The 26,648-nt window shown below is 37.6% G+C and carries 23 protein-coding genes and 9 pseudogenes; 5 read left to right on the forward strand and 27 right to left on the reverse strand.

What is annotated here, in order from left to right; genetic code table 11:
* Positions 1-380: 380 nt before the first annotated feature.
* From holB to BTN50_RS08920, 5 genes and pseudogenes are all read right to left on the reverse strand, one after another.
* A complete protein-coding gene (gene holB / locus BTN50_RS08900; RefSeq protein WP_096619926.1) occupies positions 381-1,343 on the reverse strand; it encodes a DNA polymerase III subunit delta' in 963 nt (320 codons plus the stop codon).
* The gene (tmk, locus tag BTN50_RS08905) at positions 1,333-1,965 is read right to left on the reverse strand and encodes a dTMP kinase (protein ID WP_096619928.1); all 633 of its coding nucleotides are present in this window, start codon (positions 1,963-1,965) and stop codon (positions 1,333-1,335) included. Before tmk ends, holB begins: the two co-directional genes overlap by 11 nt.
* Positions 1,962-3,013 (reverse strand): annotated as a pseudogene (gene mltG, locus BTN50_RS08910) (endolytic transglycosylase MltG). The gene tmk and the pseudogene mltG overlap by 4 nt, the downstream one beginning before the upstream one ends.
* Positions 2,983-3,789 (reverse strand): aminodeoxychorismate lyase, encoded by an 807-nt coding sequence (pabC, locus tag BTN50_RS08915; RefSeq protein ID WP_096619930.1) that lies wholly within the window; start codon positions 3,787-3,789, stop codon positions 2,983-2,985. The pseudogene mltG and the gene pabC overlap by 31 nt, the downstream one beginning before the upstream one ends.
* A 199-nt stretch (positions 3,790-3,988) precedes the next feature.
* The gene (locus BTN50_RS08920) at positions 3,989-4,150 is read right to left on the reverse strand and encodes a hypothetical protein (RefSeq protein ID WP_096619932.1); all 162 of its coding nucleotides are present in this window, start codon (positions 4,148-4,150) and stop codon (positions 3,989-3,991) included.
* A 494-nt stretch (positions 4,151-4,644) separates the two neighbouring features.
* On the opposite strand from BTN50_RS08920, the pseudogene BTN50_RS11625 reads away from it, so the two are divergent.
* A pseudogene (locus BTN50_RS11625) lies at positions 4,645-4,890 on the forward strand (transposase); the annotation flags it as partial.
* A gap of 168 nt (positions 4,891-5,058) precedes the next feature.
* Here the strand turns inward: BTN50_RS11625 and BTN50_RS08925 are convergent.
* The 9 genes and pseudogenes from BTN50_RS08925 to galE form a co-directional block, all read right to left on the reverse strand.
* Positions 5,059-5,376, reverse strand: a complete 318-nt coding sequence (locus tag BTN50_RS08925; protein ID WP_161493012.1) for a beta-ketoacyl synthase N-terminal-like domain-containing protein — start codon at positions 5,374-5,376, stop codon at positions 5,059-5,061.
* A gap of 331 nt (positions 5,377-5,707) precedes the next feature.
* Positions 5,708-5,944, reverse strand: coding sequence for an acyl carrier protein (acpP, locus tag BTN50_RS08930; RefSeq protein WP_096619936.1), 237 nt, complete (start codon positions 5,942-5,944; stop codon positions 5,708-5,710).
* A gap of 158 nt (positions 5,945-6,102) precedes the next feature.
* Positions 6,103-6,840, reverse strand: a complete 738-nt coding sequence (gene fabG, locus BTN50_RS08935) for a 3-oxoacyl-ACP reductase FabG (RefSeq protein WP_096619938.1) — start codon at positions 6,838-6,840, stop codon at positions 6,103-6,105.
* 56 nt (positions 6,841-6,896) lie between these two features.
* Positions 6,897-7,820, reverse strand: a complete 924-nt coding sequence (gene fabD, locus BTN50_RS08940; protein ID WP_096619940.1) for an ACP S-malonyltransferase — start codon at positions 7,818-7,820, stop codon at positions 6,897-6,899.
* 12 nt (positions 7,821-7,832) lie between these two features.
* Positions 7,833-8,798: a beta-ketoacyl-ACP synthase III gene (locus tag BTN50_RS08945; RefSeq protein WP_096619942.1), complete on the reverse strand. Its 966-nt coding sequence runs from the start codon at positions 8,796-8,798 to the stop codon at positions 7,833-7,835.
* 5 nt (positions 8,799-8,803) lie between these two features.
* Positions 8,804-9,829: a phosphate acyltransferase PlsX gene (plsX, locus tag BTN50_RS08950; protein ID WP_096619944.1), complete on the reverse strand. Its 1,026-nt coding sequence runs from the start codon at positions 9,827-9,829 to the stop codon at positions 8,804-8,806.
* A gap of 10 nt (positions 9,830-9,839) precedes the next feature.
* Positions 9,840-10,010 carry a 50S ribosomal protein L32 gene (gene rpmF, locus BTN50_RS08955; protein ID WP_096619946.1) on the reverse strand — a complete coding sequence of 57 codons (171 nt, stop codon included), beginning with the start codon at positions 10,008-10,010 and terminating at the stop codon, positions 9,840-9,842.
* A gap of 752 nt (positions 10,011-10,762) precedes the next feature.
* Positions 10,763-11,524: pseudogene (locus tag BTN50_RS08960) on the reverse strand (transposase).
* Positions 11,525-11,645: 121 nt separating this feature from the next.
* Positions 11,646-12,662, reverse strand: coding sequence for a UDP-glucose 4-epimerase GalE (galE, locus tag BTN50_RS08965; RefSeq protein WP_096619948.1), 1,017 nt, complete (start codon positions 12,660-12,662; stop codon positions 11,646-11,648).
* A 516-nt stretch (positions 12,663-13,178) separates the two neighbouring features.
* On the opposite strand from galE, the gene BTN50_RS08970 reads away from it, so the two are divergent.
* Entirely contained in the window at positions 13,179-14,744 is a 1,566-nt protein-coding gene (locus tag BTN50_RS08970; protein WP_096619950.1) for a methyl-accepting chemotaxis protein, read from the forward strand.
* Between the two features lie 67 nt (positions 14,745-14,811).
* Here the strand turns inward: BTN50_RS08970 and BTN50_RS11630 are convergent.
* The 4 genes and pseudogenes from BTN50_RS11630 to BTN50_RS12590 form a co-directional block, all read right to left on the reverse strand.
* Positions 14,812-15,416: pseudogene (locus tag BTN50_RS11630) on the reverse strand (transposase); the annotation flags it as partial.
* 761 nt (positions 15,417-16,177) lie between these two features.
* Positions 16,178-16,780, reverse strand: a complete 603-nt coding sequence (locus tag BTN50_RS08980; protein WP_096619954.1) for a peroxiredoxin C — start codon at positions 16,778-16,780, stop codon at positions 16,178-16,180.
* Between the two features lie 663 nt (positions 16,781-17,443).
* Positions 17,444-17,614: a hypothetical protein gene (locus tag BTN50_RS12700; protein WP_449240178.1), complete on the reverse strand. Its 171-nt coding sequence runs from the start codon at positions 17,612-17,614 to the stop codon at positions 17,444-17,446.
* 368 nt (positions 17,615-17,982) lie between these two features.
* Positions 17,983-18,140 (reverse strand): annotated as a pseudogene (locus BTN50_RS12590) (IS5/IS1182 family transposase); the annotation flags it as partial.
* A 43-nt stretch (positions 18,141-18,183) separates the two neighbouring features.
* Here BTN50_RS12590 and BTN50_RS08990 point away from each other — a divergent pair.
* Positions 18,184-19,134: pseudogene (locus BTN50_RS08990) on the forward strand (IS5 family transposase).
* Positions 19,135-19,273: 139 nt separating this feature from the next.
* A complete protein-coding gene (gene elbB / locus BTN50_RS08995) occupies positions 19,274-19,933 on the forward strand; it encodes an isoprenoid biosynthesis glyoxalase ElbB (protein WP_096619956.1) in 660 nt (219 codons plus the stop codon).
* A 440-nt stretch (positions 19,934-20,373) separates the two neighbouring features.
* Here the strand turns inward: elbB and BTN50_RS09000 are convergent, their stop codons facing one another.
* The 7 genes and pseudogenes from BTN50_RS09000 to BTN50_RS12595 form a co-directional block, all read right to left on the reverse strand.
* Complete coding sequence (locus tag BTN50_RS09000) at positions 20,374-20,601, reverse strand: DUF6262 family protein (protein WP_096619958.1); 228 nt, start codon at positions 20,599-20,601, stop codon at positions 20,374-20,376.
* 1 nt (position 20,602) lies between these two features.
* On the reverse strand, positions 20,603-21,196 hold the full coding sequence (locus BTN50_RS10525) for a tyrosine-type recombinase/integrase (RefSeq protein WP_335582447.1): 594 nt from the start codon (positions 21,194-21,196) through the stop codon (positions 20,603-20,605).
* A gap of 56 nt (positions 21,197-21,252) precedes the next feature.
* A complete protein-coding gene (locus BTN50_RS11720; protein WP_256386991.1) occupies positions 21,253-21,588 on the reverse strand; it encodes a tyrosine-type recombinase/integrase in 336 nt (111 codons plus the stop codon).
* 252 nt (positions 21,589-21,840) lie between these two features.
* Positions 21,841-22,086 carry a hypothetical protein gene (locus BTN50_RS10310; RefSeq protein WP_096619960.1) on the reverse strand — a complete coding sequence of 82 codons (246 nt, stop codon included), beginning with the start codon at positions 22,084-22,086 and terminating at the stop codon, positions 21,841-21,843.
* Positions 22,086-22,754, reverse strand: a complete 669-nt coding sequence (locus BTN50_RS09015; protein ID WP_096619962.1) for a hypothetical protein — start codon at positions 22,752-22,754, stop codon at positions 22,086-22,088. Before BTN50_RS09015 ends, BTN50_RS10310 begins: the two co-directional genes overlap by 1 nt.
* Positions 22,755-22,860: 106 nt before the next feature.
* Positions 22,861-23,664 (reverse strand): annotated as a pseudogene (locus BTN50_RS11845) (tyrosine-type recombinase/integrase).
* A gap of 44 nt (positions 23,665-23,708) precedes the next feature.
* Positions 23,709-23,891 (reverse strand): site-specific integrase, encoded by a 183-nt coding sequence (locus BTN50_RS12595; RefSeq protein ID WP_394336798.1) that lies wholly within the window; start codon positions 23,889-23,891, stop codon positions 23,709-23,711.
* A gap of 433 nt (positions 23,892-24,324) precedes the next feature.
* Here BTN50_RS12595 and BTN50_RS09030 point away from each other — a divergent pair.
* Positions 24,325-25,049 (forward strand): annotated as a pseudogene (locus tag BTN50_RS09030) (transposase).
* A gap of 111 nt (positions 25,050-25,160) precedes the next feature.
* Here the strand turns inward: BTN50_RS09030 and BTN50_RS11645 are convergent.
* Together BTN50_RS11645 and BTN50_RS10315 are read right to left on the reverse strand one after the other, a co-directional pair.
* Positions 25,161-25,426: pseudogene (locus tag BTN50_RS11645) on the reverse strand (transposase); the annotation flags it as partial.
* Positions 25,427-25,893: 467 nt separating this feature from the next.
* A complete protein-coding gene (locus BTN50_RS10315) occupies positions 25,894-26,031 on the reverse strand; it encodes a hypothetical protein (protein ID WP_161493013.1) in 138 nt (45 codons plus the stop codon).
* Positions 26,032-26,648 lie beyond the last annotated feature (617 nt).

The following is a 26,648-nucleotide window of genomic DNA, read 5'->3' on the forward strand; positions in this document are numbered from 1 at the left end:
TAGTTGTTTTGTAATTAAGATTATTTATAGACCTAAATATTTAAGTGAGCCTAACTATTCAAAATATTCATTAAAAATTTAGTTTTTTTACTTAGGAAATAAAGTCAGTTCCCATAAACATTCCCTGGAAGCGACAGCAATGGTTCGAGTCAAAAAACTAATAAGAGGAGCATTGAGCCTAAGGGATGCGCAACTCAAATTAGTGAAACCTACGTCATGATAAAAGCGTTAAATAAGCTGATAACAATAAATATTTTTTACAACACTCATCTAATAATTAATCATATCAAAATTTATTATTTGAACTCGAATTAGGGAACAAAATAAATACTAAGTTTCAAATATTTAAGCCTGCGTTTAAGTCGACTGAATATAAAACGTTACTGAAAATCACTTAACCAACGACTTAGCATAAGTTCATGATTCAATCCTGAATTTTTTATCAAATCATTTTTGAGCCTATTCAAGGCAGTTAATTGACGCATAACAAGCGTAAATGATACTGAGTAACTGATTTGCTCTACCAATATCATCGAATCACTATGAACTATGCCTTCAGTAGTACCTAGCTGTAACTTCATCACATCAAGCAATAAAAAGCTTAACCATTGCAAGGCATCACTCCCGGATTTAATTAATTTTTTAGTCACAATGAATAAGTTTTGCTTCAAAGCTACATATGCTGAAAATTCTGTTATCAACTCTTCATGCAGAGCTAAGCTACCACGTTCAACAAATGCTTTTGCTGCAAGTGGAGCCCCTCGGTTAATACGAATTACTTGCAAAGGAACAGATTCAAAAAGTTCACTTTCAACCCAACATTTCACCACGCTTTCATGCGGCAATTTAAGGTGCCATTTATCACAACGGCTAACCACCGTTGTCAACATGTGATCTATAGAAGCAGTAAATAAAATAAAATAGCAATTTAATGGTGGCTCTTCGAGAGTTTTCAATACGGCGTTCGCCGCAGCCTCACCCATGCTATCAGCATTTTGTATTAAAATAATACACCGACCGCCTAAATGAGAGGTTTCCCATGCATATTTATTAACCGTTCTAACCGCGTCCACACTAATTTTTTTACCTTCAGTCTCTGGCTTAATAACGTGAAAATCAGGATGCGTTTCGGCCTCAAACAGTTGGCAGCTATGGCAGATACTACAAGGCTCAGTAACACTGTTTTCACACAAAAGAGTTTTGGCAAGCATCGCGGCAAGCGCCAAACGTCCGTTACCTTTTGGTGCCGTAAACAGCACTGCATGACACAAACGTTCTTGCCTCAACAATAGCTGCCAGTTCTGCCAAATCTCAGTTTGCCAAGGATATATGTTAGCCTTCATAAATCAGATAGCTCTCCAATGCCTCTTGGATATCAATTGCTACTTTCCCAATGGACTGAGATGCATCAATAATCACAATATTTTCTTCTACCGCTGCAAGCTCTAAATAGTATTTACGTGTTCGGCAGAAGAAATCTAGTTTCATTTGTTCAATACGATCTAACTCATTGCGAGCACGAGCACGAGAAAGACCAAGCGTCGGATCAATATCCATGTAAAGCGTAAAGCTAGGACGAAAATCCCCAAGCACTATGTCACGCAAGTTCTGCATGAGCATTTTGCCAAAACCACGACCACCACCTTGATAAGCTTGAGAAGACATGTCATGACGATCACCTACCACTACTGCACCGCGACTCAATGCAGGTTTTATTACATTTTCAACTAACTGAATACGCGCAGCGTAAAGTAACAATAATTCTGCAATGTCAGTTAATGGTTCATTAGGATGACCGTTTTTTACCAATGTCCGTATTTGTTCAGCCAGAGGTGTACCCCCAGGCTCACGTGTAGTTTCAATATCATCAATACCATGTGCCTTTAAAGTATCAATTACCTTTTGGATGGCGCTGGTTTTACCTGCGCCCTCAAGACCTTCAACTACAATAAATTTTCCGTTCATGGGCTTCTTGATTTTTTTAAATATTGTCGAACTGCATAATTATGTTCAGCGAGTGTTTTTGAAAACTGATGTCCACCATAACCGCTCGCAACAAAATAAAAATACGTTGTTTGGTCAGGGTTCGCTGCTGCAAAAATGGAAGCACTCCCCGGCATAGCAATCGGCGTTGGCGGCAATCCCGAAATCACATACGTATTGTACGGTGTTGGCGTACGTAAATCTTCCTCCCTAATATTACCTTTGTATTTATCACCCATCCCATAAATAACAGTTGGGTCTGTTTGCAAACGCATACGCTTTTTTAAGCGGTTTACAAAAACAGACGCCACTTTTCCGCGTTCAATATCAACTGCTGTTTCTTTTTCGATGATGGATGCGAGCGTTAACAAATCATAAGGCGACTTTATAGGAAGGTTAGCTTCGCGAGCTTTCCACGCGGAATCTAGCACCACTTGCAGCTGATTGGATGCGCGCCGAAAAATCGACATATCACTTTCACCCGCCACAAAATAATACGTTTCAGGTAGTAACATTCCTTCTACTTTATTTGAAGACAAATCCAGTTTTGTTGCGATTTCCTTTTCACTAAGTAAACTCGAATCATGTTTTAAAAATTGAAATTGGTTTATAATTGCTCGCCACTCTTTAAAGGTACTTCCTTCAACAAAAGTAATAGCGAATTGATGCTCTTTACCCACGCTGAAAATGTTAAAAGCATCAGCCAGTGATATATGAGGGGTTAACTGATAAGTGCCTGCTTTTATTTGAGTCAATTCAGGGTGTGTTTTTGCAGCCCAACGCACCCACCGAGACGGATTTATAATATTTTGTTCAACGAGATCCTGAGTTAAAGAATGGTAGTTTGCGCCATAAGGGACTGTAAAAAAAATTTTTTTTTAATCTTTATTGGTGCGTAGACATAGCGTTCAATTTCCAAATATGCACTACCTAAAGCAGCTAATGCAGCTAATGCAGTTAATGCAAGACTAATAACTAAAAAGTTATTTTTTTTAATCACTAATTTAACCTTAATGCTATTGCTGTACATGCATCAAAAGCGCTGTATGGTGTGTTCTCAATCCTATTAACGGGTATAAGACCCATTATTGCATTTGTTATAAATATTTCATCGGCATCCCAAAGCACATCAGAGGCAGACGTTATTTCTACTACGCTATACCCAAAATCATGGGCGATTTCCATTACTTGAGCACGCATCGTGCCTTTCACGCCAGCATACTGCAAATTTGGTGTATACAATGTATTTTGCTTTCGCCAAAATAAATTAGAGGCTGAAGTCTCTATCATGTATCCATTCATATCGCAGGCAATGCCATCTTCTGCGTTAGATGCATCTACTTCATGCTTCAGCATCACTTGTTCCAAACGGTTTAGGTGCTTTAGTCCCGCAAAAGGGGATATTCCCATTTTTTGAGTTAACAGTATAAGTGCAATACCTTCATCACGCCAAACATCATACTGAACTGGATAGTCATGCGTGAATACCACTACATTAGGCGAATGGCAGCCTGCTGGGCTATAGCTTCGATCACCTGTCCCACGGGTAATAATAACTTTTAAAATTGTTTTTTCTTTATTTTTTACCGTATCCGCCATTTGTTGAACCCAACGTTTCAACTGCTTCCAATCAATCAAAACTATAAACAACTGAGCAGTATTATCACGTAAACGAGCCTCATGACGATCCCACGCAGATACTATACCATGCTGTACCAAAACGGTGGTAAAACATCCGTCACCATACTGCAGACCACGATCTGAAATCGCAATAGCTGTAGTCTCTTGCCCGTTTAGCAAAATCATTACATATTCCTGATGGTACAAATAAAAAATGATCTCATACAGGGTATTCCACTACCTTAATCTAACAAAAACCCAAATTTTAAAAACTTAAAAGACTCTTTATTTCACCAATCAAAAAATTTATATAGTGCATACTCCATATTCATTTGACACATATCATGAAGCACCCGATACCAATCACAACCATACTCAAAATTATTTAAATAAATGGTGATGCAACAGTCTCATCAACCAATGGCATAATAATACATTCAGCAGAACCAACTGCACCTGAAAGATGTCCTATCATTGACTTGGTAGACGAAACCATCGTCTTATCAGCAGCAGCATCTATCATCAAACAGATACTTTTCGTTTCCATAAGGTCACCACTAGTGTAAACATACCATGAGCATCAATATATTCGATTTATTCTAATATGATACCCGCATCGTGAATAGCAGCTTTCATTGCCCATGCACCACAAGTGCGTTGATGACAAAACCATCACAGGCTTTATCCCAAGGCTGAGAAGCTCTTTATGGACTGTCATTACGCGTAGAGAGCGCTTTTACAGTAGTAAACCCCCCCAATACCAAGTTCAGTCAATGCTATTTTCAATGCTGCATTGTTTCCTAATTCAAGTGTCGAGAAAAAATATTAACATGATTCGCTATTAGACAATCGCTTTCGTATTAGGCATACCTAGTTTTATCCGCTTATTTTACGCTTTTATCATGGCGGCGGTTTCACTAATATGAGTTGTATGATCCCTTAAAATCAATGTCCCTACCAGTCCTTGTTATTTCCTGAATAAGAGAACTAAATTTTCACTCAATACTCAAAATAATTAGGCTTACTTAAATATTCAGATCCATGAACAATCTTCGCTACAATTCAACTCACTAGAAGCAGTATAATCAAGCTTTAACTAATCGTTGCTAACTAATATTCTGGATTGATAAAGAACCTATTCAGCTATGGAATCAAACTAAGCCAGGTAATCATAGGAGACATCATTTATTTAACGACTGAGCCATTACGACAGCCCTCATGGTTAAATGCATATTTTCAATGCGCTTAAGAGGTCTGCAAAGATTCATCAATTCTATTTTCAAACTTGAACTTTATTTCCTAATTTGAAATCAAGTTAGCAAAATTTATGTCATGATCAAAGCGTTAAATAAACTAACTGGGCTAAGTATGCCTAAAATAAAAGCAATTGTTTAATGGTTAATGATGTGGAGATTTGCTATCTGAACTCAAATTAGGGAACAAAGCCTTTTAATATCACCAGTAACCTGCATCTATGTCACCACATGCAATCATACGTATTGCATGGCCAATATTATGCAAGCCAATGATACACGCAGTTGAAATAGCAATATTTAGCACAAGAGGGCCGTAATAGATCGAAATATAACCGACGATCATGTTAACAATGATTGACGATACAACAATGGACTGATTTTTATGGACTTTTTTAACATACGTACAGTGATTTATTTCAATCAAACCAAGACAACCGATGCTCGAATCAATAGCAATACCTATGCGCTCAGCATGTTCTTCTATGATTCCCAAACCAGAATTTTTCAATGCTTGCACACTTGCTGCGATCCCGTACTAAATAAAAAAAACCATTTTATGAGCGTCCTTTTTAAAAATTTAATCTTCACCGTTAAAATTATTTACTAAACCCACAATCCTTATCACGAATTCTGTAGTATCGCAATAATTAATAGTTTGAATACCTCTCTGGCCAGATAACAGCACTTTCCAAGAAAATACAACAGTCTGGTGATAACATCCACATGTCTGTAACAACACGACGTTTAGACATAATGAGATTCTCCTAAAAAAATCAAGTCTTAAATATTTCAGGGCACTAAAAATAACTCAGGCGGCCAAATCGACCGCCTGGAAAAATTTTTCATGATTACTCAGACGCACCAACAACATAGTCAATAGCGGCTTGAACGGTAGTAATCTTCTCTGCTTCTTCGTCTGGAATCTCGGTGTCGAACTCTTCTTCCAAAGCCATGACTAACTCAACTGTGTCTAGTGAGTCAGCGCCAAGGTCATCAACAAAAGATGCTTCATTCTTAACTTCAGCTTCGTTTACACCTAGTTGCTCGATGATTATTTTTTTTACTCGTTTTTCAATGTTGCTCATGTTAATACGATTCCTTACAAGATTCACAGATGCAATATGTGCAGTAGTTTATTCAATAACGTAGAAGTTGCAATACCCTTAATGATAATCAAACCACGATTTACTGTATAAGTAAGTCGGAGTTTGACCTGTATTATTTCATGTTGCAACTATGATGTTCAAATCATATACATGCCGCCATTGACATGCAGTGTTTCACCTGTAATATACGCTGCATCATCAGAGGCTAAAAAAGCTACAGTTGCTGCAATTTCACGCGGATAGCCTAAACGTCCAGTAGGTACTTGAGCCAAAATTACCGAGTACTGATCATCATCCAACGCTCTTGTCATATCAGTTTCGATGAAACCGGGAGCAACAGTATTTACGGTAATGCCGCGCGATGCGACTTCACGTGCCAGAGATTTAGTAAAGCCTACAATTCCAGCTTTAGCCGCTGAATAATTTGCTTGCCCTGGGTTACCCATTGTACCCACAACAGAACCAACATTAATAATACGTCCATTGCGTTTTTTCATCATTGTACTCAGCACGACTTTAGACATACGGAAGATAGATGTTAAATTAGTATCTATGATGTATTGCCAGTCATCCTCTTTCATACGTATCAACAAGTTATCACGCGTAGTACCTGCATTGTTTACTAAAATATCGATATCACCAAATTCTTCTTTAATAGATTTTAGTACTGTGTCAATGAACTCAGCAGAAGTAACATTTAGCACGTATCCTTTACCGTTTTCACCCAATAAATAGTCACTGATTACTGCTGCTCCGCTTTCCGCTGTTGCTGTACCAACAACCGTCGCCCCACGCTCAGCCAAAAGTTCAGCAATTGCACGTCCTATACCGCGACTTGCACCCGTGATAAGAGCAATTTTACCGTTCAGGTCCATTTTAGTTCGTTCCTTAATGATCACAGACATAAAAATTTAACCGCTGCTTCCAAAAATTATTTTGCGGCTTCCAAAGAAGCTGGATCGTTTACTACAACCGCGTTAAGTTTACGATCAATGCGCTTTGTTAGACCAGTCAACACTTTACTTGGACCCATTTCTAATAATAATTTAACACCCTTGCTTGCAATTTTTTCAATGCTTTCAGCCCAGCGTACTGGACCAAACAATTGACGTACTAATGCTGACTTAATTGCATCAGAAGATGTTTCGACTGCAATATCCGCATTATTAATGACAGGAATAGACGGCAAAGAAAATTCGATAGAGTCTAATGCCACAGCAAGCTTATCAGCTGCTGGTTTCATTAACGCGCAATGAGACGGCACAGAAACAGGCAATAGTAATGCACGCTTAGCACCTGCGTCCTTACAAAGTTCGTTTGCACGCACTACCGCTTCTTTATTACCTGCAATAACAACTTGGCCCGGCGAATTAAAGTTTACAGGGGAAACAACTTGCCCCTGTGCTGCATATTCGCACATTTTAGAAATAAACTCGTTATCCAAGCCAATGATCGCAGACATTGCACCAATACCAGCAGGAACAGCTTTTTGCATTAATTTGCCACGTAACTCAACAAGCTTAATGGCCTCTTTGAAATCAATCACACCTGCACACACAAGCGCAGAATATTCACCCAAACTGTGACCAGCCATTACTGAAGGTTGTGCACCACTTTCTTGTAACCATACACGCCAAATTGCTACTGATGCTGCCAGCAAAGCAGGTTGTGTACGGTGCGTTTGGTTTAAATCAGCGTCTGGGCCATTTTGAACCAGCGCCCAAAGATCATAACCCAGTACGTCAGATGCTTCAGCAAATGTCCGTTGTACAACCTTAAATTTTTTTGCAAGTTCTGCCAACATACCTACTGTTTGTGAACCTTGTCCTGGAAAGATCACAGCAAAAATTGACATTGTATTTCCTTGTTAAAATTTAATTAAAGCAGAACCCCATGTGAAACCACCGCCAAAAGCTTCTAGTAATATCGTTTGGCCACGTTGAATACGTCCATCTCGAACAGCTTCATCAAGCGCGATAGGAACAGAAGCTGCAGACGTATTACCGTGTTTATCCAAAGTGATTACCACATGACCCATAGATATAGACAGTTTTTTCGCAGTGGCTTTAATAATACGATAGTTTGCTTGATGCGGAACAAGCCAATCAATTTCAGACTTATCCATTTCATTAGCATCTAACGTTTCAGAGACAATATTTACCAGTTGCGTCACAGCAACCTTAAAGACATCATTCCCCGCCATTTCCAGCCAAGAATCTTCTTTTACTTGCGAACGAGCATTATTACGTGCAGGATGCTTTAAATTCAGAAGTTCACCGAATTTTCCATCAGCACGCAAGTGGGTAGAAATCACTCCAGGCTCTTCGCTGGCACCCAAAACCACCGCACCAGCACCATCACCAAATAAGATAATAGTTGAACGATCTTTAGGATCGCAAGTATGAGAAAGACGATCTGCGCCAATAACTAGCGCATTGCACGCCATTCCTGCTTTCACGTACTGATCTGCAATACTAAGTGCATAAACAAAACCAGAACATGCTGCTGCAATATCAAACGCAGGACAACCTGAAATACCAAGCATTGCTTGCACATCACATGCAGCTGCTGGAAATGCACTCTCACCACTAGTAGTAGCAATAATGATAAGGTCAATGTCTTGCTTATCAATTCCAGCTATTTCAATAGCCTGACAAGCAGCATAATAAGCCATAGTTGTTACTGATTCATTTTCAGCAGCAATACGACGCTCTTTAATACCAGTTCGAGCGATAATCCACTCATCACTGGTATCTACCATTTTAGCGAGATCCGCATTACTGCGAATTTGGGCTGGCAAAAAGCTGCCTGTACCTAGAATCTTACTGAACATGAAGACTAATATTGCCTCTCGAGTAGTGCGGCTTCTAAACGATCACATATTTTTTTAGGGAGTTGCCGTTCAACTTCTTGTACCGCTTCCTCGATAGCATGTTGAAAAGCAGAAACATCAGCACGTCCGTGACTTTTTACTACAATACCATGCAATCCTAATAGACTTGCACCATTATGCTGATCAGGGTTTAAATGATTTAGCATATTAAATAAGTCCCCAAACAGACATTTAGCCGCTAGCTTTTTGAAAGGATTAGCTGCAATATGTACATTCATACTACCTAAAAGTAATTTTGCAACACCTTCACTAGTTTTAAGGCTCACATTACCCACAAATCCATCACAGACAATCACGTTGGCTTTCCCTGTATAAAGTTGATCCCCTTCTACATAGCCGATGTAATTGACTACAGAGCACTGTTGAAGCATTTCAGAACAACGCTTAACTAAATCATTACCTTTTATCGCTTCTTCACCAATATTCAATAATCCTACAGAAGGTTTATATCCAAGCTGCGCTTCTGCTAATACTGACCCCATAACCGCGAATTGAAACAAAGTATCCGCATTAACAGAAACATTTGCACCAAGATCCAACAACCAACTCTGATGACATCCCAATGTAGGGAGCGCAGAAACCAATGCTGGTCTATTGATTCCTGGTAAAAGTTTTAATAATGAACGAGAAAGTGCCATTAGTGCGCCAGTATTTCCAGCACTAATACAAGCATCAACACTGCCATCAGCAACAAGTTCTAACGCAATACGCATTGATGTTCCTCTGCTCGAACGAAGTGCTTGAGAAGGACTGATGTCATTGCCAATAGAAGATTCCGCATGTACTATTGATATACGGGAAGCATTATTATAATTTAATGACACAAGCTGATGAGTAATATCAGGTTTATTACCGACAAGTACAACTTTTAGCGAAGGAAAATACGATAATGCCTGCACGGTAGCAGGCACTGTAACCTTAGGACCAAAATCCCCACCCATCGCATCAAGTGCAATGGTCAAACCTGTCAAAAACTCAACCTTACTTATTGATTACCTTACGGCCACGGTAAAAACCGTCAGCAGTTATATTATGACGCAGGTGAGTCTCACCAGACATTACATCTACAGACAATGTACTTGCAGTGAGCGCATCATGCGAACGACGCATACCACGCATAGAACGTGTTTTCTTGCTCTTTTGTACGGCCATTAACCCTAATCCTCATTATTCTTACTGTAGATTTTTTAAACAACAAATAGATTCAAATGCTCATCAGTGAGACGTACTTATCCACTAATATATTATTAAAATCAACTTCGTAATCAACCTCTTCGCACATAGTCACCATTAATTCGTCTTCAATACGCTAAAAAAAAATTAATATCACTATTTTCATCAACTACGTAGGCTCATCAACGTCGGGTACAGTACCAACCTAATCTTCATTAAAGGCAAGCCTATAACGAAACTCTGTGTCACCATAATACGAATAAACTTTTGCATGCAATACTAATATCAATAATAGCAGTTACGTTTCAACGTTAAAAGAAAGTATAATATCTATACCAACAATGGCACATTCAATTACCTTTCAAAGCTCTGATTTATTACACTACCATCTTTATTAAAATATTTTTATACACTCTTGAATGCATCAACTATTAATAAAAATCTCATCTTTTGTGTCAAACATAAATTCTAGCCCCCACAGTATCTAGAGTCAAAGAAATTTAACCTTGCATTTTTATGAATTAACATTAAAACACTAATTTACCCAGCAAACGGCTAGTTTCTGCGTAACAAGCACTTAATGAATTTGAAACAAAATGAGCACTATGTGCCAAGAAATAAGTAATACCCACGCTTCTTCACAAGGATAAAATAGTATACGTCACTGACGTATACACATGGCTTTTTTTCTTAATTCGAGTTCAGGTAATCAATCCCAACAGAATTAACTATTAGACGCTCTCTTTTGTTTTAGGCATACCTAGTCCCGTCAATTTATTTAACATTTTTATCATAGCGTAGGCTTCGCCAATCTGAGTTATGTGATCCCTTAGGCTCAATGTCCCTTCGAGTAGTTTTTTGACTCAAAACATTGCGCCTCTGATAGAGAAGGTTTATGGCAATCAAACTTCATTTTTCAATGCTGATTTCAACCGTGTAACTTCTGGTAACTCATCGCTAAACTACGCGAATGATCTCGTTCCTGACAAGTTGCTCCTTTTCTTTGCAGAATAAAAGGAACCGCTCGTTTAATACAAACAGCGTCGTAAGCATCATTGCCTTATATTTCATTGATTCTTCTACAAGTCTGTTTGAGCGAATTAGATAACACCTCACCGTAAGCTTCTAACCTCCTAGAATCTTTGGTTAAGAACTGGTTGAATCTTTTAGTTTTAGTTTTCGTCTTAAACGCAACATTAACTGTTTTGGCTCGCTTACTAATGCATGAATAGTAAGGGCATGAGAATAGTAGTTGAATAAGTTAAAAAATAAAATTAATGAACCCTGCCATGCCTCTCAAGGCATTTAAAATACGTATTTACCATGAAAGCCCTCGTAATAATTAAGTCGCTAAATAAACGAAATTTTCCTTAATTCCCCTGCTTAGTTTGATTCCATAGCTAAATGGCTTCTTCGTTCATCCAAAATGTTAGTGACCCGCCATTGCTTAAATCTTAATCACACTGTTTCCAGTTAGTTGTTTTGTAGCACAACTAGTCCATAGACTTAAATATTTAAACGAACCTAGCTGTTTAGTGCATAGCTTAATAACTGAGTCCCCTGCTTTAGAGAACAAGACCTACGGTGCTTACATATGACAGCCAAAGCCCGAAATCAATTACCAGGATACCCACTTGGGTTATTTGACTGCCAACGCCACGTATCCATAACCATATCATCTAACGAATGAGTTGCTTCCCAACCTAGTTCAACGTAAGCCTTAGTCGGATCAGCCCAACATTCAGCAATATCACCTAAACGACGAAGAGCCACCTTATATGCAATTTCTTTACCGCTTGCTTTGCTAAATGCTGCGACCATTTCAAACACACTCGTACCATCACCAGTTCCCAAATTATAAATATGAAGTCCCGACATTGTACTGACTTTACGGAGTGCAGCAAGATGACCATTCGCCAAATCAACAACATGGATATAATCGCGAATACCACTACCATCTGGGGTTGGATAATCATCGCCAAACACAGACAAATACTTTCGGCGTCCTACCGCAACCTGAGAGATATACGGCATCAAATTATTCGGCACGCCTTGCGGATCTTCGCCTATTTCACCTGATTTGTGCGAGCCGACTGGATTGAAATAACGCAATAGCGTAATACTCCAGCCGGGATTCGCTTTCTGAAAATCTGTTAAGCACTCTTCCACCATCAATTTACTTCGTCCATAAGGATTCGTCGCAAAAGTAGGAAAGTCTTCACGAATCGGCACTGATGCAGAATCACCATAAACGGTTGCAGACGAACTGATGATAATGGATGTTATGCCTGCATTGCGCATTGTATCCATCAGTACTAACGTACCATTAACGTTATTATCGTAGTACTCCAGTGGTTTCTCAACAGACTCACCCACGGCCTTAAGACCAGCAAAATGAATGACAGTATCAATCTTTTCTCTTGCAAATACGGAGAAAAGAAAGACTTTATTGCGAATATCACCTTGGTGAAATATTGGGCAAGTACCTACTAGTTTCTCAATACGCTCTAAAACCGCCAACTTACTATTATGTAAGTTATCGATAAGAATGGGATTCATACCTGCTTCAATCAGCTGTACACACGTGTGACTCCCAATGTATCCTAAGCCACCTGTCACTAATACATTCATGTTTATTCTCAATCAATTAAATCCACACACCATGAATAGTAGCCACAATTATACGGTTTATACTCAATCAACTTGAAGATGAAGGCTTAAGCACTTGAAACTTATTATTTATTCTGGACGCCAAAAATCCTGCATTCTATATACAAATCAATTATGCTCAATCAGTTGATTATGATTTAGAGGGGCTTTGTTTCCTAAGTCAGAAGACTCAATGCTAAATAGGAAACAGATCTGATATTTATAATAAACTTTTTAAATACATGATCTGATAATCAATCATCTCTTGAGAGTATCTGTTTTATTCGAGGCAATTGGCCACATGGATGACCTTTATGTATTAATGTGTCATTTCACTTCAAAAAAATTATTTATAATATAACTTACTGAAATTCATTGATAATTTAAACTATATCGATCTAAATGGTTAATTTAAAAGAACCTTATTAATATCTTTTAAATTATTCGTCTAATATTAATTATTAGAAATCTATTTCAATTAATAGAGGGTAATGTCGTATGCAAATCAATAATCCTGTAACGGATAAGGGAATCAGATTCCCTGTCGATTACAATTTACTATCCACGACTGATACTCGCGGGATCATTAAGTATGTTAGTGATGAATTCTGTGAAATTGCTGGATATACCCGCGATGAACTTATTGGTCAGCCTCATAACATAGTTCGACATCCGTCAATGCCACCTGCAGCATTCGAAAATATGTGGAAGTATATAAAAAACGGTAAATCATGGATGGGCATGGTTAAAAATCGTGCTAAAAATGGCGATTATTACTGGGTAAATGCTTTTGCATCTCCAATTAAATCAAACGGTCAGATCGTTGAGTATCAGTCTGTTCGTATGGTACCAAATCAAAAAATAATTGACAGAGCTGATAAATTGTATCAATTATTACTAGTGGGAAAGATACCGCTAGCACTTAAAATGCCAAGGAGTCGTATATGGCAACGCGCAGCAATGTGGTTTGTAGCTGGTGCTATTCTTGCTAGCGGCGTAGGTTTTTTCGCAGGTTTTGCCGCATCAATTGGCGTTCAGTTGCTTGTATCTATTGTGGTGATTCATCGATTAACTCGTAGATTAGAAAATATCACTAAGCTTGCGCGAAACGCGTATGATAACCCATTAATGGAATATATTTATAATGGTACTATAGATGATATTTCCGAAATTGAACTAGCATTGCAAATGCGTGAAACGGAGCTAAATGCTGTAGTTGGCAGAATCATGGATGGTGGAGATCAAGTCCTTTCGGCAGCTAATTTGGCGCAAATAAATGGTCAGCAAACAGCGGATAACCTTGATAAGCAAAATATAGAAACAGATCAAATTGCTGCTGCAATTAATGAAATGTCTGCAACTGCTAACGATATGTCTGGTAACACGCAAGGTGCATCAGATGCAGCTACGAAAGCTCAAGAAACAACTCTTACTGGAATGGAAACAGTAAAAAAAACTGTTGGGGCCATTCAGAATTTAGCTAAGCAACTTAACGCTGCTTCAAGTGTAATAGCTGAACTTGATGAACACGGTAAACGTATTGGCACTGTGTCTGATGTTATCCAAGGAATTGCAGAACAAACTAACTTACTTGCGCTCAACGCTGCGATTGAAGCAGCACGAGCTGGTGAGCAAGGTAGAGGTTTCGCCGTGGTGGCAGATGAAGTACGTGCACTCGCGCAGCGGACTCAAGAGTCAACATCTGAGATCCAAGATGTGATCTTACAAATTCAAAACGGAACCAAACAGGCTGTTGAATCCATGAAGCAAGGTATTGCACTGTCTGTTGACTGTGTATCCAGTGCGGAACTGGCGGGTGAAGTTCTTTGTAACTCTCAAGAGTTGGTGACTGACATCAATGATAGAAACCATCAAATTGCTGCTGCGGTGCAGGAACAAGCCGCTATTTTTAACGAAATGGACATAAATATCCAATCAGTATCTAATGTTTCACAAGAGACCATTGTTATCGCTAAAAAATCAGTGAATGAAGCTAAAGCACTTTATCAAGCGTTACAAGCGCAAAAATGTTTAGTGACTCAGTTCCGCCAAATAAATTCATGAATCATTGACATACCCATATAATTAAGATTCTAGATTTTCAATGTTAATTTGGGCCATATGACTGCTAATAACTGACCGCTAAGTTACGCGAGTAATCCCGTTTTAAAAAAAGTTGCTCCTTTCCTTGGTTGGATAAGTGAAACCGCTTTTTTAATACAAACGATTTCGTAATATTGTTAATTCGTAAACACTATAGGCTGATATTGTATTGATTTTTAGCAAATTTGTTTGAGTAAGTTAGGTAGCACTGCACAGTCCATCACATTTAATGCACTTAACTAAGCAGCAATTATTTCCTGCGTATTTATATCTATCGCTAAATGTAACTTACACCTGACTCGCCGTTTCCCATCAGTGTTATGTTTTTACTTTCCATTCGCCTTCACCGTAGACGTTAAGCTCTGTAGAATCAAGGGATAAGTCCCTGATGGTTCTCTCAGTCTTCGTTTTGAACGCGGCATCAACCATTTTGGCTCGCTTGCTAATGCATAAATAGCGAGGACATAACAAAGGAATGAAAACAGAATTAATGAGTCCTTGCAGACCTCTCAGTGGCATTAAAAATACACATTTAACCATGAGGACCATCACAGTAGCTAAGTCACTAAATAAATGAGATCTCTCATGATTACCCTCCTTCCAGTTAGTTCTTTTGTAGCGAGGATCATTCATAAATCTGAATGCTTACATGAGCCTAACTGGTTAGAGTTTTATTTAAAATTTAGTTCCTTTACTGAAAAAACACAGCCGGTTACCATAAACATTACCTAGCAGAAACAGCAATGGTCCTAATTAAAAATTTTTTAAATGGACATTGAATCTAAGAGATCATACAACTCAGGTTAACGGAACCTACACCATGATAAAAGCGTTAAATAAGCTGACAAAACTAGGTCTCCCTAGCACGAAAGCGATTGCCTACTAGCGAATTAGGTTGAAATTTATCATCTGAGCTCTAATTAGGAAAGAAAGCCTGCTTCACCATGAGAACCGTCATAATGAGCAAACTGATACACAACAGAAGTTTCTCAGCTTTACTTGGCTTAGTTTAATTCCATAGCTGAATAGCTTATTCATCAATCTAGAGTATTAGTCAACCATGATTAATTAAAGCTTACTTATATTCCTTCAAGTCGATTCTTTTATAGTTAAATTTATCCATAGACTTGAATATTTAAATGAACCTGCCTGTTTAGAACATAAATGGATAATGTAGTTCCCTAATTTAGTAAACAAACCGAAGAAAAGTGTAAAATTTAATAAAAGTGGAGAGCTCAAAACGGATGGATTTTTTATGTAAAAAGATATAGTAAGGCACAAAATGGCCCAGTGGTCTGGGCCTCAGTATTTTTGTTTTAGCTGCCTTGAGCTTTACGTTAATGCGTTAGGGGGAAGACACTTCGCTGCATTATTCATGTTTATTTGAAATCTGATTACAAGTCTTCAGCATGCTCAGATAAATAGGCTATTACGCCTTTTGGTGATGCGTCCATACCTGCTTTGCCTTCTTCCCACTGTGCTGGGCAAACTTCGCCGTTTTTTTGGTGAAAGCTAAGTGCGTCAACCATACGGAGCATTTCGTCAATGTTACGACCTAGTGGCAAATCATTAATCACTTGGTGGCGGACTACACCGTCTTCATCGATCAAGAAAGAGCCACGGAATGCGACGCCTACTTCTGGGTGCTCAACATCGTATGCTCTACAGATCTCATGCTTAACATCAGCAACGAGCGGGTAAAAAATTTGACCAATACCACCAGCATTAATCGCAGTGTTACGCCATGCATTATGAGAGAACTGAGAATCAATTGAAACACCTATTACTTCAACATCTTTCGTTTGAAAGTCTGCGTGACGCTTGTCAAATGCAATCAGCTCAGAAGGACATACGAAAGTAAAGTTCAGTGGGTAGAAAAACAAAACAGTTTTCTTATTTTTAATGAATTTTTTTAAGTTGAAATTTTCTACTATTTCACCATTGCCCAGTACTGCTGCTGCAGTAAAATCTGGGGCTTCACGCCCAACTAATACCATTTTAAACTCCTACAATTTTTCAATATCCAGTATAAAACCAGCATTCCTTAATTAACTAAGCATACTATAATGGAACAACTGAATTAAAAAAAGTGAATATGACAGATTAAACTAATCTGAAAAATCGATAATAAAATTAAAATTTCCCTCCTCGCTCGTAAACAGTTCCCTGCCTTAATCACACTGTATGAAACGCAACATACATATATGGCTAAGCAACTGAAGAGTATTTTATTAGTTAGTCTACACTAAGTTAAGCATTGAAAATATAGATGAGTGGGTTGGTTTTCAACTTATTAGCACAATAACAAAATGTTAATTCTTTAATCCATGAGTGAATATATTATTTTACGAAATTTAGGGATTTTAGCACATCGCTAAAGCTTGACAGAACTGGCGTCCATGAACAAGAAACCAATGCATAGTACACTGCGGGTTGGGTGTCTACTGGAACTTTATTTTTTAATTTGAGTTCAGATACTAAATCCCAACATGATTCACTATGAAATAAGCTCTTTCGTTTTAGGCATACCTAGCACTGCAGCTTATTTAAAGCTTTTTTCGTAGCATTAGTTTCGCTAATCTAAGTATTGTGATCCCTGCGACTCAACGTTCCTCCGAAATTTTTTGACTTAAAACATTACCTTCTTTGATAGGAAACGTTTATGATAACCATACTTCATTTTCAAAAATTACTTCTTTTTTTGGTGGGATGAGTAGAATCTCTCGTTTAATACGAACGATTTCGTAACATTGTCTTATGTCATAAGTTCCATTGCCTAATATTTTATGATTCTGCGGCAGGTATATTTGAATAGGTAGGTAGCATTTCACCGTCAGTCACATTTGATGAATTAAACTTAGCAGCAATGATGCCATGCATAGTGAGCAGCATGATAATGGCAGTTAAGTGAATTTAAAAACAGGTTAATAAATCTTTGCAGACCTCTCAATGGCACTTTAAATATGTATTTAACCATGATAACCATCGTAATGGCTCAGTTACCAAATAAACGAGGTCTCCCATGATAACCCAGCCTAGTTTAATTCCGTAGCTGAATGGCCTCTTCGTCAATCCAGAATGTTAGTGAGCTTCGACTGATTAAAGTTCGGTTATACTGCTCCTAGTTAGTTGTTTTGTAGCAAAAATCAGTTTCAAGTTCATATAGCAAATCCAAACATAATTCACTATTAAACAATCGTTTCGTTTTAGGTATACCTAGTCTGATCAACTGATTTAATGCTTTTATCATTGCGTAGGTCCCGCTAATCTGAGTTCGTGCTCCCTTAAGCTTAATATCCCCCCGAGTAGCTTTTTGACTCGAACCATTGCTGCCTCTACTAGGAAAAGCTTATGGTAACTAGCTTTGTTTCCTACATCAGGAAACTAAATTTTTAGATCTATAAATAATCTTTGCTGCAAAACAACTAACTGGAAGCAGTATAATCGAGCTTTAATCAGTCGTGGCTCACTAACATTCTGAATTGACGAAGAGGCCATTCAACTAGGGAATTAAACTAAGCTAGGTCATCATGGGAGACCTCTTTTATTTAGCAACTTATCCATTGCGACGGTTTTTATAATCAGACGAATATTCTCAATGCAATTCATAGGTCTGTAAACATTCATTAATTCTATTTTTACATTTGTTCCACTACCATTGTCATGCCCTCACTATCCATGTAGTAGCAAGCGAACCAAGATGATTAGCATCACGTTCAAGACAAAAAATATAGGAATCATCCAGTTCTTAACTATTAATTCTGCGGGCGCAAAGTCTACGGCGATGGAGCATGGAAAGTAAAAAAATATTTCACTGATGGGAGACGCAAAGTTTAACATAAATAACATTGAATGGTAGACATTAATGCGTATGAAATCATTGCTGCTAAATTGAGTGCATTAAATGTAACTGGCGATAAAATACTACTTAACTTGCTCAAACAAATCTACTAAAAAATCCATGAAGTATCAACCGATAGTGCTTATGATATCAGACAATGTTACGAAACTATTCTTATTAAACGAGAGGTTCCGCTCACCCAACCAAAAAAGAAGCAACTTTTAAAAACGAGGTACATCCGCGTAATTTAGCGGTCAGTTATTAGCAGTTATACGGTTCCAATCAGCATTGGGAAACAAGATATGGTTACCATAAATATTCCCTGTCAGAGACGACAATGTTTAGAGTCAAAAAATCACTTGGGGGGGGACATTGAGCTTGAGAGATCGTAATGCTCAGATTAACGAAGCTTACTCTATGACAAAAATGTTAAATAAGCTGACTGGGCTAGGTATTCCTAAAATAAAAGCGATTGTTTCATCGTTAACTATGTTGGGATTTGCTATCTGAATTTGAATTAGGAAACAAAGCCTGTAAATAAAAAATAGCTTACTTTTTAATTAATTAAATGTTAAAAAAATAAAGCTATTTTCAATGATATTATTATATAACACTTAATCAAAACATTAAGTAACGAGAGGAAATTGGAATGAATAAAGTTGCTGTTTTATTATCAGGAAATGGCGCTTTTGATGGCGCAGAGATCAACGAAGCAGTGTTGACATTACTTGCAATTGAAGAATCCGGGTTAGAATATCAAGTCTTTGCACCTAATCGTAATCAGCACCAAGTTATAAATCATATAACAGGCAATGAAATGTTTGAAATTAGAAATATCATGGTTGAAGCAGCAAGAATTGCTAGAGGTAATATACAACCTGTAACGGAATGCAAAGCCAGTGATTTCTCTGCTTTATTCGTTGTAGGCGGTTTGGGTGTTGCAAAGAATTTTTCTAATTTTACACTCAAAGGTAGCAATTTATCAATACAACAGGACATTTCGTTTGTTTGTCATGATTTTAAAAATATCAAAAAACCAGTGGGTTACATGTGTATTGCTCCAGTATTATTACCTTTAATATACGGTGAAGGAGTGTTAGTTACAATAGGTCATGATAAAGATACTGCTGCCTGTATTGAGTCGTTTGGTGGTCAGCACAAATTTACTGATGTCGATCAGACTGTCACTGACTTTGAAAATAAAGTAGTAACGACACCTGCTTACATGCTCGCTTCAAGTATATCAGAAGCTAAAAAAGGAATTGATAAACTTGTACGGGAGGTTAAGAAACTGATTTGCAAGGAGTGAATTTTATTTCTGTTTTTAGTTCTCTTTCTGTAAAATCATTGATTTTGTGACGTCTCCCCACTCTATCTAACGATCCTTCTTGTTGTCTACGTAGTAATTAGTTTGTGATGATAATTGCATCATCCTCCGCAAGCAGTAACAACTTGCCTAGCCGCTTTTAATCCTAGGGTACCTTCATAACGGATATTCAAAGCGGCATCTTAATCTCTATCGCTATCTAAACATAAGATTACATTTGAATCGCCAACCCCGTTATACTTAGTGGTTAGTACCTTGTGGATACGTCTACATAAAAGAGTCGTGAAATTTACCATATACAACTTGATGTTGTTTCTTTAACTCACTATTTGCAGTTTCTAGCTCTCTCACTTTAGCCTTTAATGTTGAGATTAATGCATCTTTTAATGAATCACTTGTTTTGGTCGATGCTTTAACTGCTACTATTTTTTGTCAGATGATTGATCTCGTATTCGCTTAATTCGCTCCGCAACGTCACTCTCTTTGTAGAGCCACGCTTTAGATACGCCAGCCTCTTCCGCTACAGTGTTAAAGTTAATGACCTCTTTCTTCTTTATCAACCGCTTGGTAGCTTCATTGGTCTTCTTTAAAGCTTCTTCTTTTTTTTCCCAGCGTTGGACTTTAAGCCAGAAGTATTTTTTATGCGCCATGTTATTTTACCTCTAGCGGTTCAATTATGTTAACGAGTGATTGTTTAATTTTTTCGTTCATTTCTAGCTTCCTAGCCCAACCTTTGCTGGAGCATGTAGGAATGATCTCTTCTGTGCGGTTTAACTGATCTTTATGTTGAGGTAAATACCTGTGGTCAGTTCTAAAGTTTGGGCAAGTTAGACAAGCATTAGCATGTAGACAACTTCCCTGCACAACTGGTAACGAACACAAGCCATTAGGCAATGCTTGTACGGCGATATTCTTTTTAAGCCACTGAGAATCAATCGAGTCAGCATCACAGCCTTCACTGAAACTTTCTGCTACATCTGCAACGTCATAGATAGCGCCTTTAATATCTGCCATCTTGTCATTGAATTTAGCGTATTCCTCTTTAAGAGTTTTATCCATAATATGAGCATAAATACTAGTCATTGTTAGTGACTCATGACCTAAGTATCTCTGGACGATATGCTGTGCTACGCCATTATTAATCATTCGAGTTGCAGTTGTGTTCCTAAACATATGGAACGAAAAATGATAAATAGAGCCACTTTCACTAACAATATTGCGTTCTTGCGCCAGAGCGTTAATAATTTTTAATTAGCGTGCCCTTAGACCATGCCTTGCCAACTATGGGGTAAGGTCGCTTATTATCTTGTAACTTCGGGGGTTGGGAATAATAATTTCGTTGCCCCCATGAACTCTAAAATAACTTCATTTTGTTGTTCTTTGAGAACCTCTGCGGTCTCTTTGGTAATAGGGACAACATGTTCTTTCTTCATTTTGTATTGGTAATATTTTATGAAGTAATCACCTTGAGCGTCGGAGTAAATACAGTCATAAGGCAGACCGCAGCATTCACTGATCTTCATTCCGACCTCTTGGAGAACCAGAAAGAAGCGCATGACATGAGGGTGTAACCCATCAATATTAGCATTTAATTGGCTCATGACATATTCAGGAATGAACTTACGTAGGCTTTTCATTTCTTTGGGATAGTCTGAGTCTCTAATTAAACGAATAGCCCCCCGAACTCGACCATAGCGGTGTCTTCGTACTATTCGATATATTGTCTGAAAAACGCAAGTCTTTTTTTATGCTTGTTTCTTTTAATTTTGTTGTCGACCAATTATAAAGCATATTCTCCATAACTGATCTATCAATTTCCTTTGGTGTGCAAGTCAAATTTATATCAAAAACGCTGCACCAAACATGCGAATTGATTGAAGGTTTGCAACTCATGTTGCGCTTGATCTTGTTACATGACACGCTTTAATAAAGACTTTGGCTGAATCTATTAGCCAGTCAAATGGCAAATCACTAAAATTTAGTTTTATTGCGTCAGTCCCGCCCTTTAACTGAACTTCACCATCATTAAAAAACCATACATCATCACTTCCAAGCCTTTTTCTTGAAGTACATTCCTTGCAAATATCCTTATGGTGTCGGTTAATCGTTGTTTCATGGATACCAAACTCTTCCATTAATTTTTTACGCTAAGATAGCCGCCAACAGGAATCGGATTGGTATTTATTGATTTGCCAGACCTTAACCTTTCAAGTGCGCCTAAAAAGGCTATGCATTCATCTGAGCGAACTTCCTTTTTTTGCTCAACAATCACATCCAAGATTGCGTTATGTACATCGGGGTAACTTTTGCGAACTACAACGTCGAAAGACTTATTCATCTCAACTTCGCGGCAAACATCTTTAACAGTAATCTTTTGACCCGACTCAACCAATCGATTAACAACTGCTACTAACTTGGCATTGGTTTTCTTATTTCCGAAAACTTCTGTTTCTGTTTGCTGTTTTGCAATTTCTTTTAGAACGTTAGGTAGTGCCTGATAGATATACGCATCATCAACCCCTGCCTCTTTTGCAACATTTACTGTATTTAATTTTGCAGAATTTGAGATGATATATGTTGCTTTATTTACGATACGCTCAATGGCATCAAAGCATCGTTTTCTTGCATCAATGGCATGAACAGTGGTTCGATGGCTCGTACCTTTCCTCTTAACCACTTCAACATAACTCATGACATCACGAAATTCACGATGAAGAACGGTAGAGGAAATACCAGCTTCTTTGACTATATTATTAAATATCAGTCTTGAGTTAGGCTCAATTTTAGTGGGACAACCCATCATAATACGATCAATAGCCTCAATAGCTAACTTGCGTGTGTCGCCAAGTAATTCGTTTGTTTTGCATCCAGAGCTGTATTCTAGGTACTAACGAGAGCAAGTTTACTGTTCATTGCTTATCCTTTTGAAAATTTTGGAATGTTTCCTTGAGATCTTGACCATTCAAATGAGCATAAGTATTAATCGTGGTCTGTATATTTTTATGCCCGAGGCGTTTCTGAACATAGGACGCATCCCAGCCACTCATAAGCAACTCAGTAGCATGAGTATGCCTAAAGATATGAGGAGAGAATAGGATACCTTGTTTTTTAGCCACACGGCGAAATTTAGTGTAAATAGTGCTGTATGTTAATGGGCTGCCAATATTCTCACCTCATATATTGACGAACACATAGTCAGAATCAATCTCGTCAAAATCATAAACAACATAATCCGTGTATAGCTGTATTAACTCAGAACTAATATCAATACTTCTTTACTCGTTACTTTTAGCGCTAGCTCTGTTTTCGTTTCTTCTTGGGATAACCTGAATTACTTTGTCCCAGCTATGAATATCTGCATGCCTCAATCCAAGAGTCTCACCAATACGCATTCCTGTTTCATACAGTAGGCAAATTAGAAATTTATTCCTTTTATTTCCACTGGCAGCAACAAGAGCTTTAACATGTTCGGGTGTTAGGATTTTTGGGATTCGCTTAGGTTCTTTTATTTTGAGGATATTACATTTATTGTTTTCTTTTTTACTAATATGATGCAGAAACGATTTATAACTCTTGCCGCCAAAACTGTCTGTCTTGTGTATCTGTAATGGCTTGGTGTTATCTAGTCTTGCGTGATAGTCATAGAAAGAGCTTACGGCAGTTACTATGGAGTTTATCCTCTTTCTGAGCGCAATGAGGTGGTTTCGAAAAATGTAATAACGTTACCAGTATAACCAACCTTTAACCAGTTGATGAACTATGACATTTCAACCAAACTAATATCATCCCAGTCTAGCTGAGAATTATCCAAAAACAACCAGAACTCTTTTAGATGATAAGCATACGATCTAATCATGTTTGGTGACTTACCAGTAGAGTGTAAATATTTTAGATAAAGGTCTATTTGTTTGACAGGAAGGTAATCAGATCCAATAATAATCTAGAAGTCTTCACTTTGATTGTTGATCTTTATCTTTGTGACCTGCATAAACCCACTCTCTTACTTTGAATAACTGTAATAGATATGGATCTCTATGATGTATATATTTATATGTAAAGCATTTTTTATTTACTATGTGGATTGGTTATTTTATGTAATAGATAACGATCTATACTCGTATAACATTGAAAATAGGTAAGTATGTATTTATCAGATTGCACCTAACACAAGACACTTCTTTTTCGAAGTTATTATTATCACTACCATTAATGTTAAATGCTGTTTTTTGTCAGCAAACAACGACTTTATTTCCTAAGTAAGGGAACTAAATTTTCAATCAGCACTCTAAGCAGTTAGACTCACTTAAACATTCAGGTCTATGAACAAAATTCACTACAATACAACTAACTGTAAGCAGTATAATTAAACTTTAATTAATCGTGGCTCACTAATATTCTGGGTTAATGAAGAAGCTATTCGGCTATGGAATTAAACTAAGCAGGGTAATCATGGGAGACCTCCTTTATTTAGCTAGTTAGCCATTATGATGGTCCTCATGATTAAATGCGTATTTTCCATGCCATTGTCATGCCCTCAACTATTCATGCATAAGTAAGCGAGCCAAAACGATTAACATCATGTTCAAGACGAAAAATAAAAAGAACATCTAGCACTTAGCCATAGATTATACGAGGCTCCAAATTTACAGAGTAGACAAATGGAAAGTAAAAAAGTACGGTACTAATGAAAAATAACGAATCTGGTACAAGTCACATTTAGTGGAAAATAGAAATACATGTAAAATCATTGCTGCTGAGTTAAGTGCATCAAATGTGACTGACCTTAAAGTGCTACCTAACTTACTCAAACAGACTCGCCAAAAAATTAATGAAATCTCAACCGATAGTTCTTATGACACCAGACAATATTACGAAACCGTTCGTATTAAACAAGCTGTTCCAACCAGCATTGCAAAACGAGGTATAGTTACCATAAATATTCCCTATCAGAGGCAGCAATATTTGGAGTCAAAAAATGACTTAGAGGGACATTGAACTTAAAAACCATAATGTTAAGATTAGCGGGACTTACGCCATGATAAAAGCGTTACATAAACTGACCAGGCTAAGTATGCTTAAAATAACAGCGATTATTTAATCGTTAAGCGTGTTGGAATTGACTAATTACACTCAAATTAGAAAACTAAGCTGCTAAATATAACTTATACCAGACTTGTAATTTTCTATCAGTGCCATGCTTTTTTACTTACCGTCCGCCTGTACCGTAGATTTTCAGCTCTCTTAGCATCAATGATTACGTGCAGGGTGGTGTCTTTATTCTCCGTTTTGAACGTGACGTTAACCGTTTTGGCTCGCTTGCTGGTGCATGATTAGTGAGGGCATGACAATGGTAATTGAGCAAGCTTAAAAAACAGAATGAATGAATCCTTGCAGACCTCTCAATGGCATTGAAAATGCACATTTAATCATGAGAGCTATCGTAATGGCTGAGTTGTTAAATATACGAGATCTCCCATGATTAACCTACTTAATTTCATTCCAGTTAATTGTTTTGTAGCGCATCTTGTTCATAGATCTTAATATTTAAGTTAGCCTAGCTGTTTAAAGTGTAGACTGGCAATTTAGTTCCCTAATTTAGAAAACATTTATTATGCAGAAAATAAACCTTAATTATTGCGGTTGTGCATCAATACATTGTCCATTCACTTCAGCGCCTTCCGGCGCCATAAAGTAAATGTGTAATTGCATACCTAGCCTGGTCATCTTCTTTAACGCTTTTATTGTAACGTAAGTTTCGCCACTCTAAGCATTATAATTGCTTAGACTAAATGTCCATTCAAACCGTTTTTTAACTCGAAAGATTGTAGCATCTGATAGAAAATATATACTATAATCATACCTCGTTTTACAATGCTGATTTAAACCGTATCACTGCTAATAACTGACCGCTAAATTACGTAAATAATTTCGTTTTCAAAAAATTATTCATCTTCTTGGTAGAATGCGTAGAACCATTCGTTGACTTTGAATGATTCGCAACATTGACTTGCATTGTAAGCACCATCGCCTGATATTGTATTGACTCTGCGACGGCTCTGTTTGAACAAGTGAAATAGCATTTTACCACCAGTCTCATCTGATACACTTAACTCAACAGCAATGATTTAATGCGTATTTATATCTCCCACTACCTGTAACTGGCCCTAAACTCAATGTTGGCCGTTAGAACCATGCTTTTTGTTTATCATTCTTCTCTACCGTGGATTTGAAACCCCATTGCATCAATGACTAAATACCAGGTAGTTCCTTTATTATTCGTCTTGAACGTAATGTTAACTGTTATGAATAATGAGGACATGACACCGTATTCCTGCAACCGCAGAAATAGTCGTGACGGGGCACGAACACTGTATTACACTGGCTTTGAACCTGTTTTTTAATAGGGCATTAATCTGCTTTTTCAATGGAAAGCTTATTGATTAAGTTGATTATATTGATTCAATTCTCCGACGCCATTCCTTGCTCTTTCTTCTGACTTTATTCCTAAATAAGAGAACTAAATTATCAATCTACACTCTAAACAGCTAACTGAAAGCAGTATAATCAAGCTTTAATCAATCGTGACTCACTAATATTCTTCATTAATGAAAAAATAATTCAGCTATAGAATCAAACTAAGAAGGGTAATCATGGGGGACCTCGTTTATTTATCGACTTAACCATTACGACGGCTTTC

This window comes from Candidatus Enterovibrio altilux, from assembly GCF_002381345.1.
GTDB lineage: Bacteria > Pseudomonadota > Gammaproteobacteria > Enterobacterales > Vibrionaceae > Enterovibrio > Enterovibrio altilux.

Coding starts and splice junctions, on each gene's coding strand:
- BTN50_RS08945 (WP_096619942.1), bottom strand. CDS start 8,798: ATGTTCAGTAAGATTCTAGGTACAGGCAGCTTTTTGCCAGCCCAAATT.
- tmk (WP_096619928.1), bottom strand. CDS start 1,965: ATGAACGGAAAATTTATTGTAGTTGAAGGTCTTGAGGGCGCAGGTAAA.
- acpP (WP_096619936.1), bottom strand. CDS start 5,944: ATGAGCAACATTGAAAAACGAGTAAAAAAAATAATCATCGAGCAACTA.
- BTN50_RS09015 (WP_096619962.1), bottom strand. CDS start 22,754: ATGATGGGTTGTCCCACTAAAATTGAGCCTAACTCAAGACTGATATTT.
- fabD (WP_096619940.1), bottom strand. CDS start 7,820: ATGTCAATTTTTGCTGTGATCTTTCCAGGACAAGGTTCACAAACAGTA.
- BTN50_RS10310 (WP_096619960.1), bottom strand. CDS start 22,086: ATGGAAGAGTTTGGTATCCATGAAACAACGATTAACCGACACCATAAG.
- fabG (WP_096619938.1), bottom strand. CDS start 6,840: ATGGACCTGAACGGTAAAATTGCTCTTATCACGGGTGCAAGTCGCGGT.
- BTN50_RS08920 (WP_096619932.1), bottom strand. CDS start 4,150: ATGGAAACGAAAAGTATCTGTTTGATGATAGATGCTGCTGCTGATAAG.
- BTN50_RS08970 (WP_096619950.1), top strand. CDS start 13,179: ATGCAAATCAATAATCCTGTAACGGATAAGGGAATCAGATTCCCTGTC.
- BTN50_RS08980 (WP_096619954.1), bottom strand. CDS start 16,780: ATGGTATTAGTTGGGCGTGAAGCCCCAGATTTTACTGCAGCAGCAGTA.
- pabC (WP_096619930.1), bottom strand. CDS start 3,789: ATGATTTTGCTAAACGGGCAAGAGACTACAGCTATTGCGATTTCAGAT.
- elbB (WP_096619956.1), top strand. CDS start 19,274: ATGAATAAAGTTGCTGTTTTATTATCAGGAAATGGCGCTTTTGATGGC.
- rpmF (WP_096619946.1), bottom strand. CDS start 10,010: ATGGCCGTACAAAAGAGCAAGAAAACACGTTCTATGCGTGGTATGCGT.
- BTN50_RS11720 (WP_256386991.1), bottom strand. CDS start 21,588: ATGAAAAGCCTACGTAAGTTCATTCCTGAATATGTCATGAGCCAATTA.
- galE (WP_096619948.1), bottom strand. CDS start 12,662: ATGAATGTATTAGTGACAGGTGGCTTAGGATACATTGGGAGTCACACG.
- holB (WP_096619926.1), bottom strand. CDS start 1,343: ATGAAGGCTAACATATATCCTTGGCAAACTGAGATTTGGCAGAACTGG.
- BTN50_RS10315 (WP_161493013.1), bottom strand. CDS start 26,031: ATGCTATTTCACTTGTTCAAACAGAGCCGTCGCAGAGTCAATACAATA.
- BTN50_RS09000 (WP_096619958.1), bottom strand. CDS start 20,601: ATGGCGCATAAAAAATACTTCTGGCTTAAAGTCCAACGCTGGGAAAAA.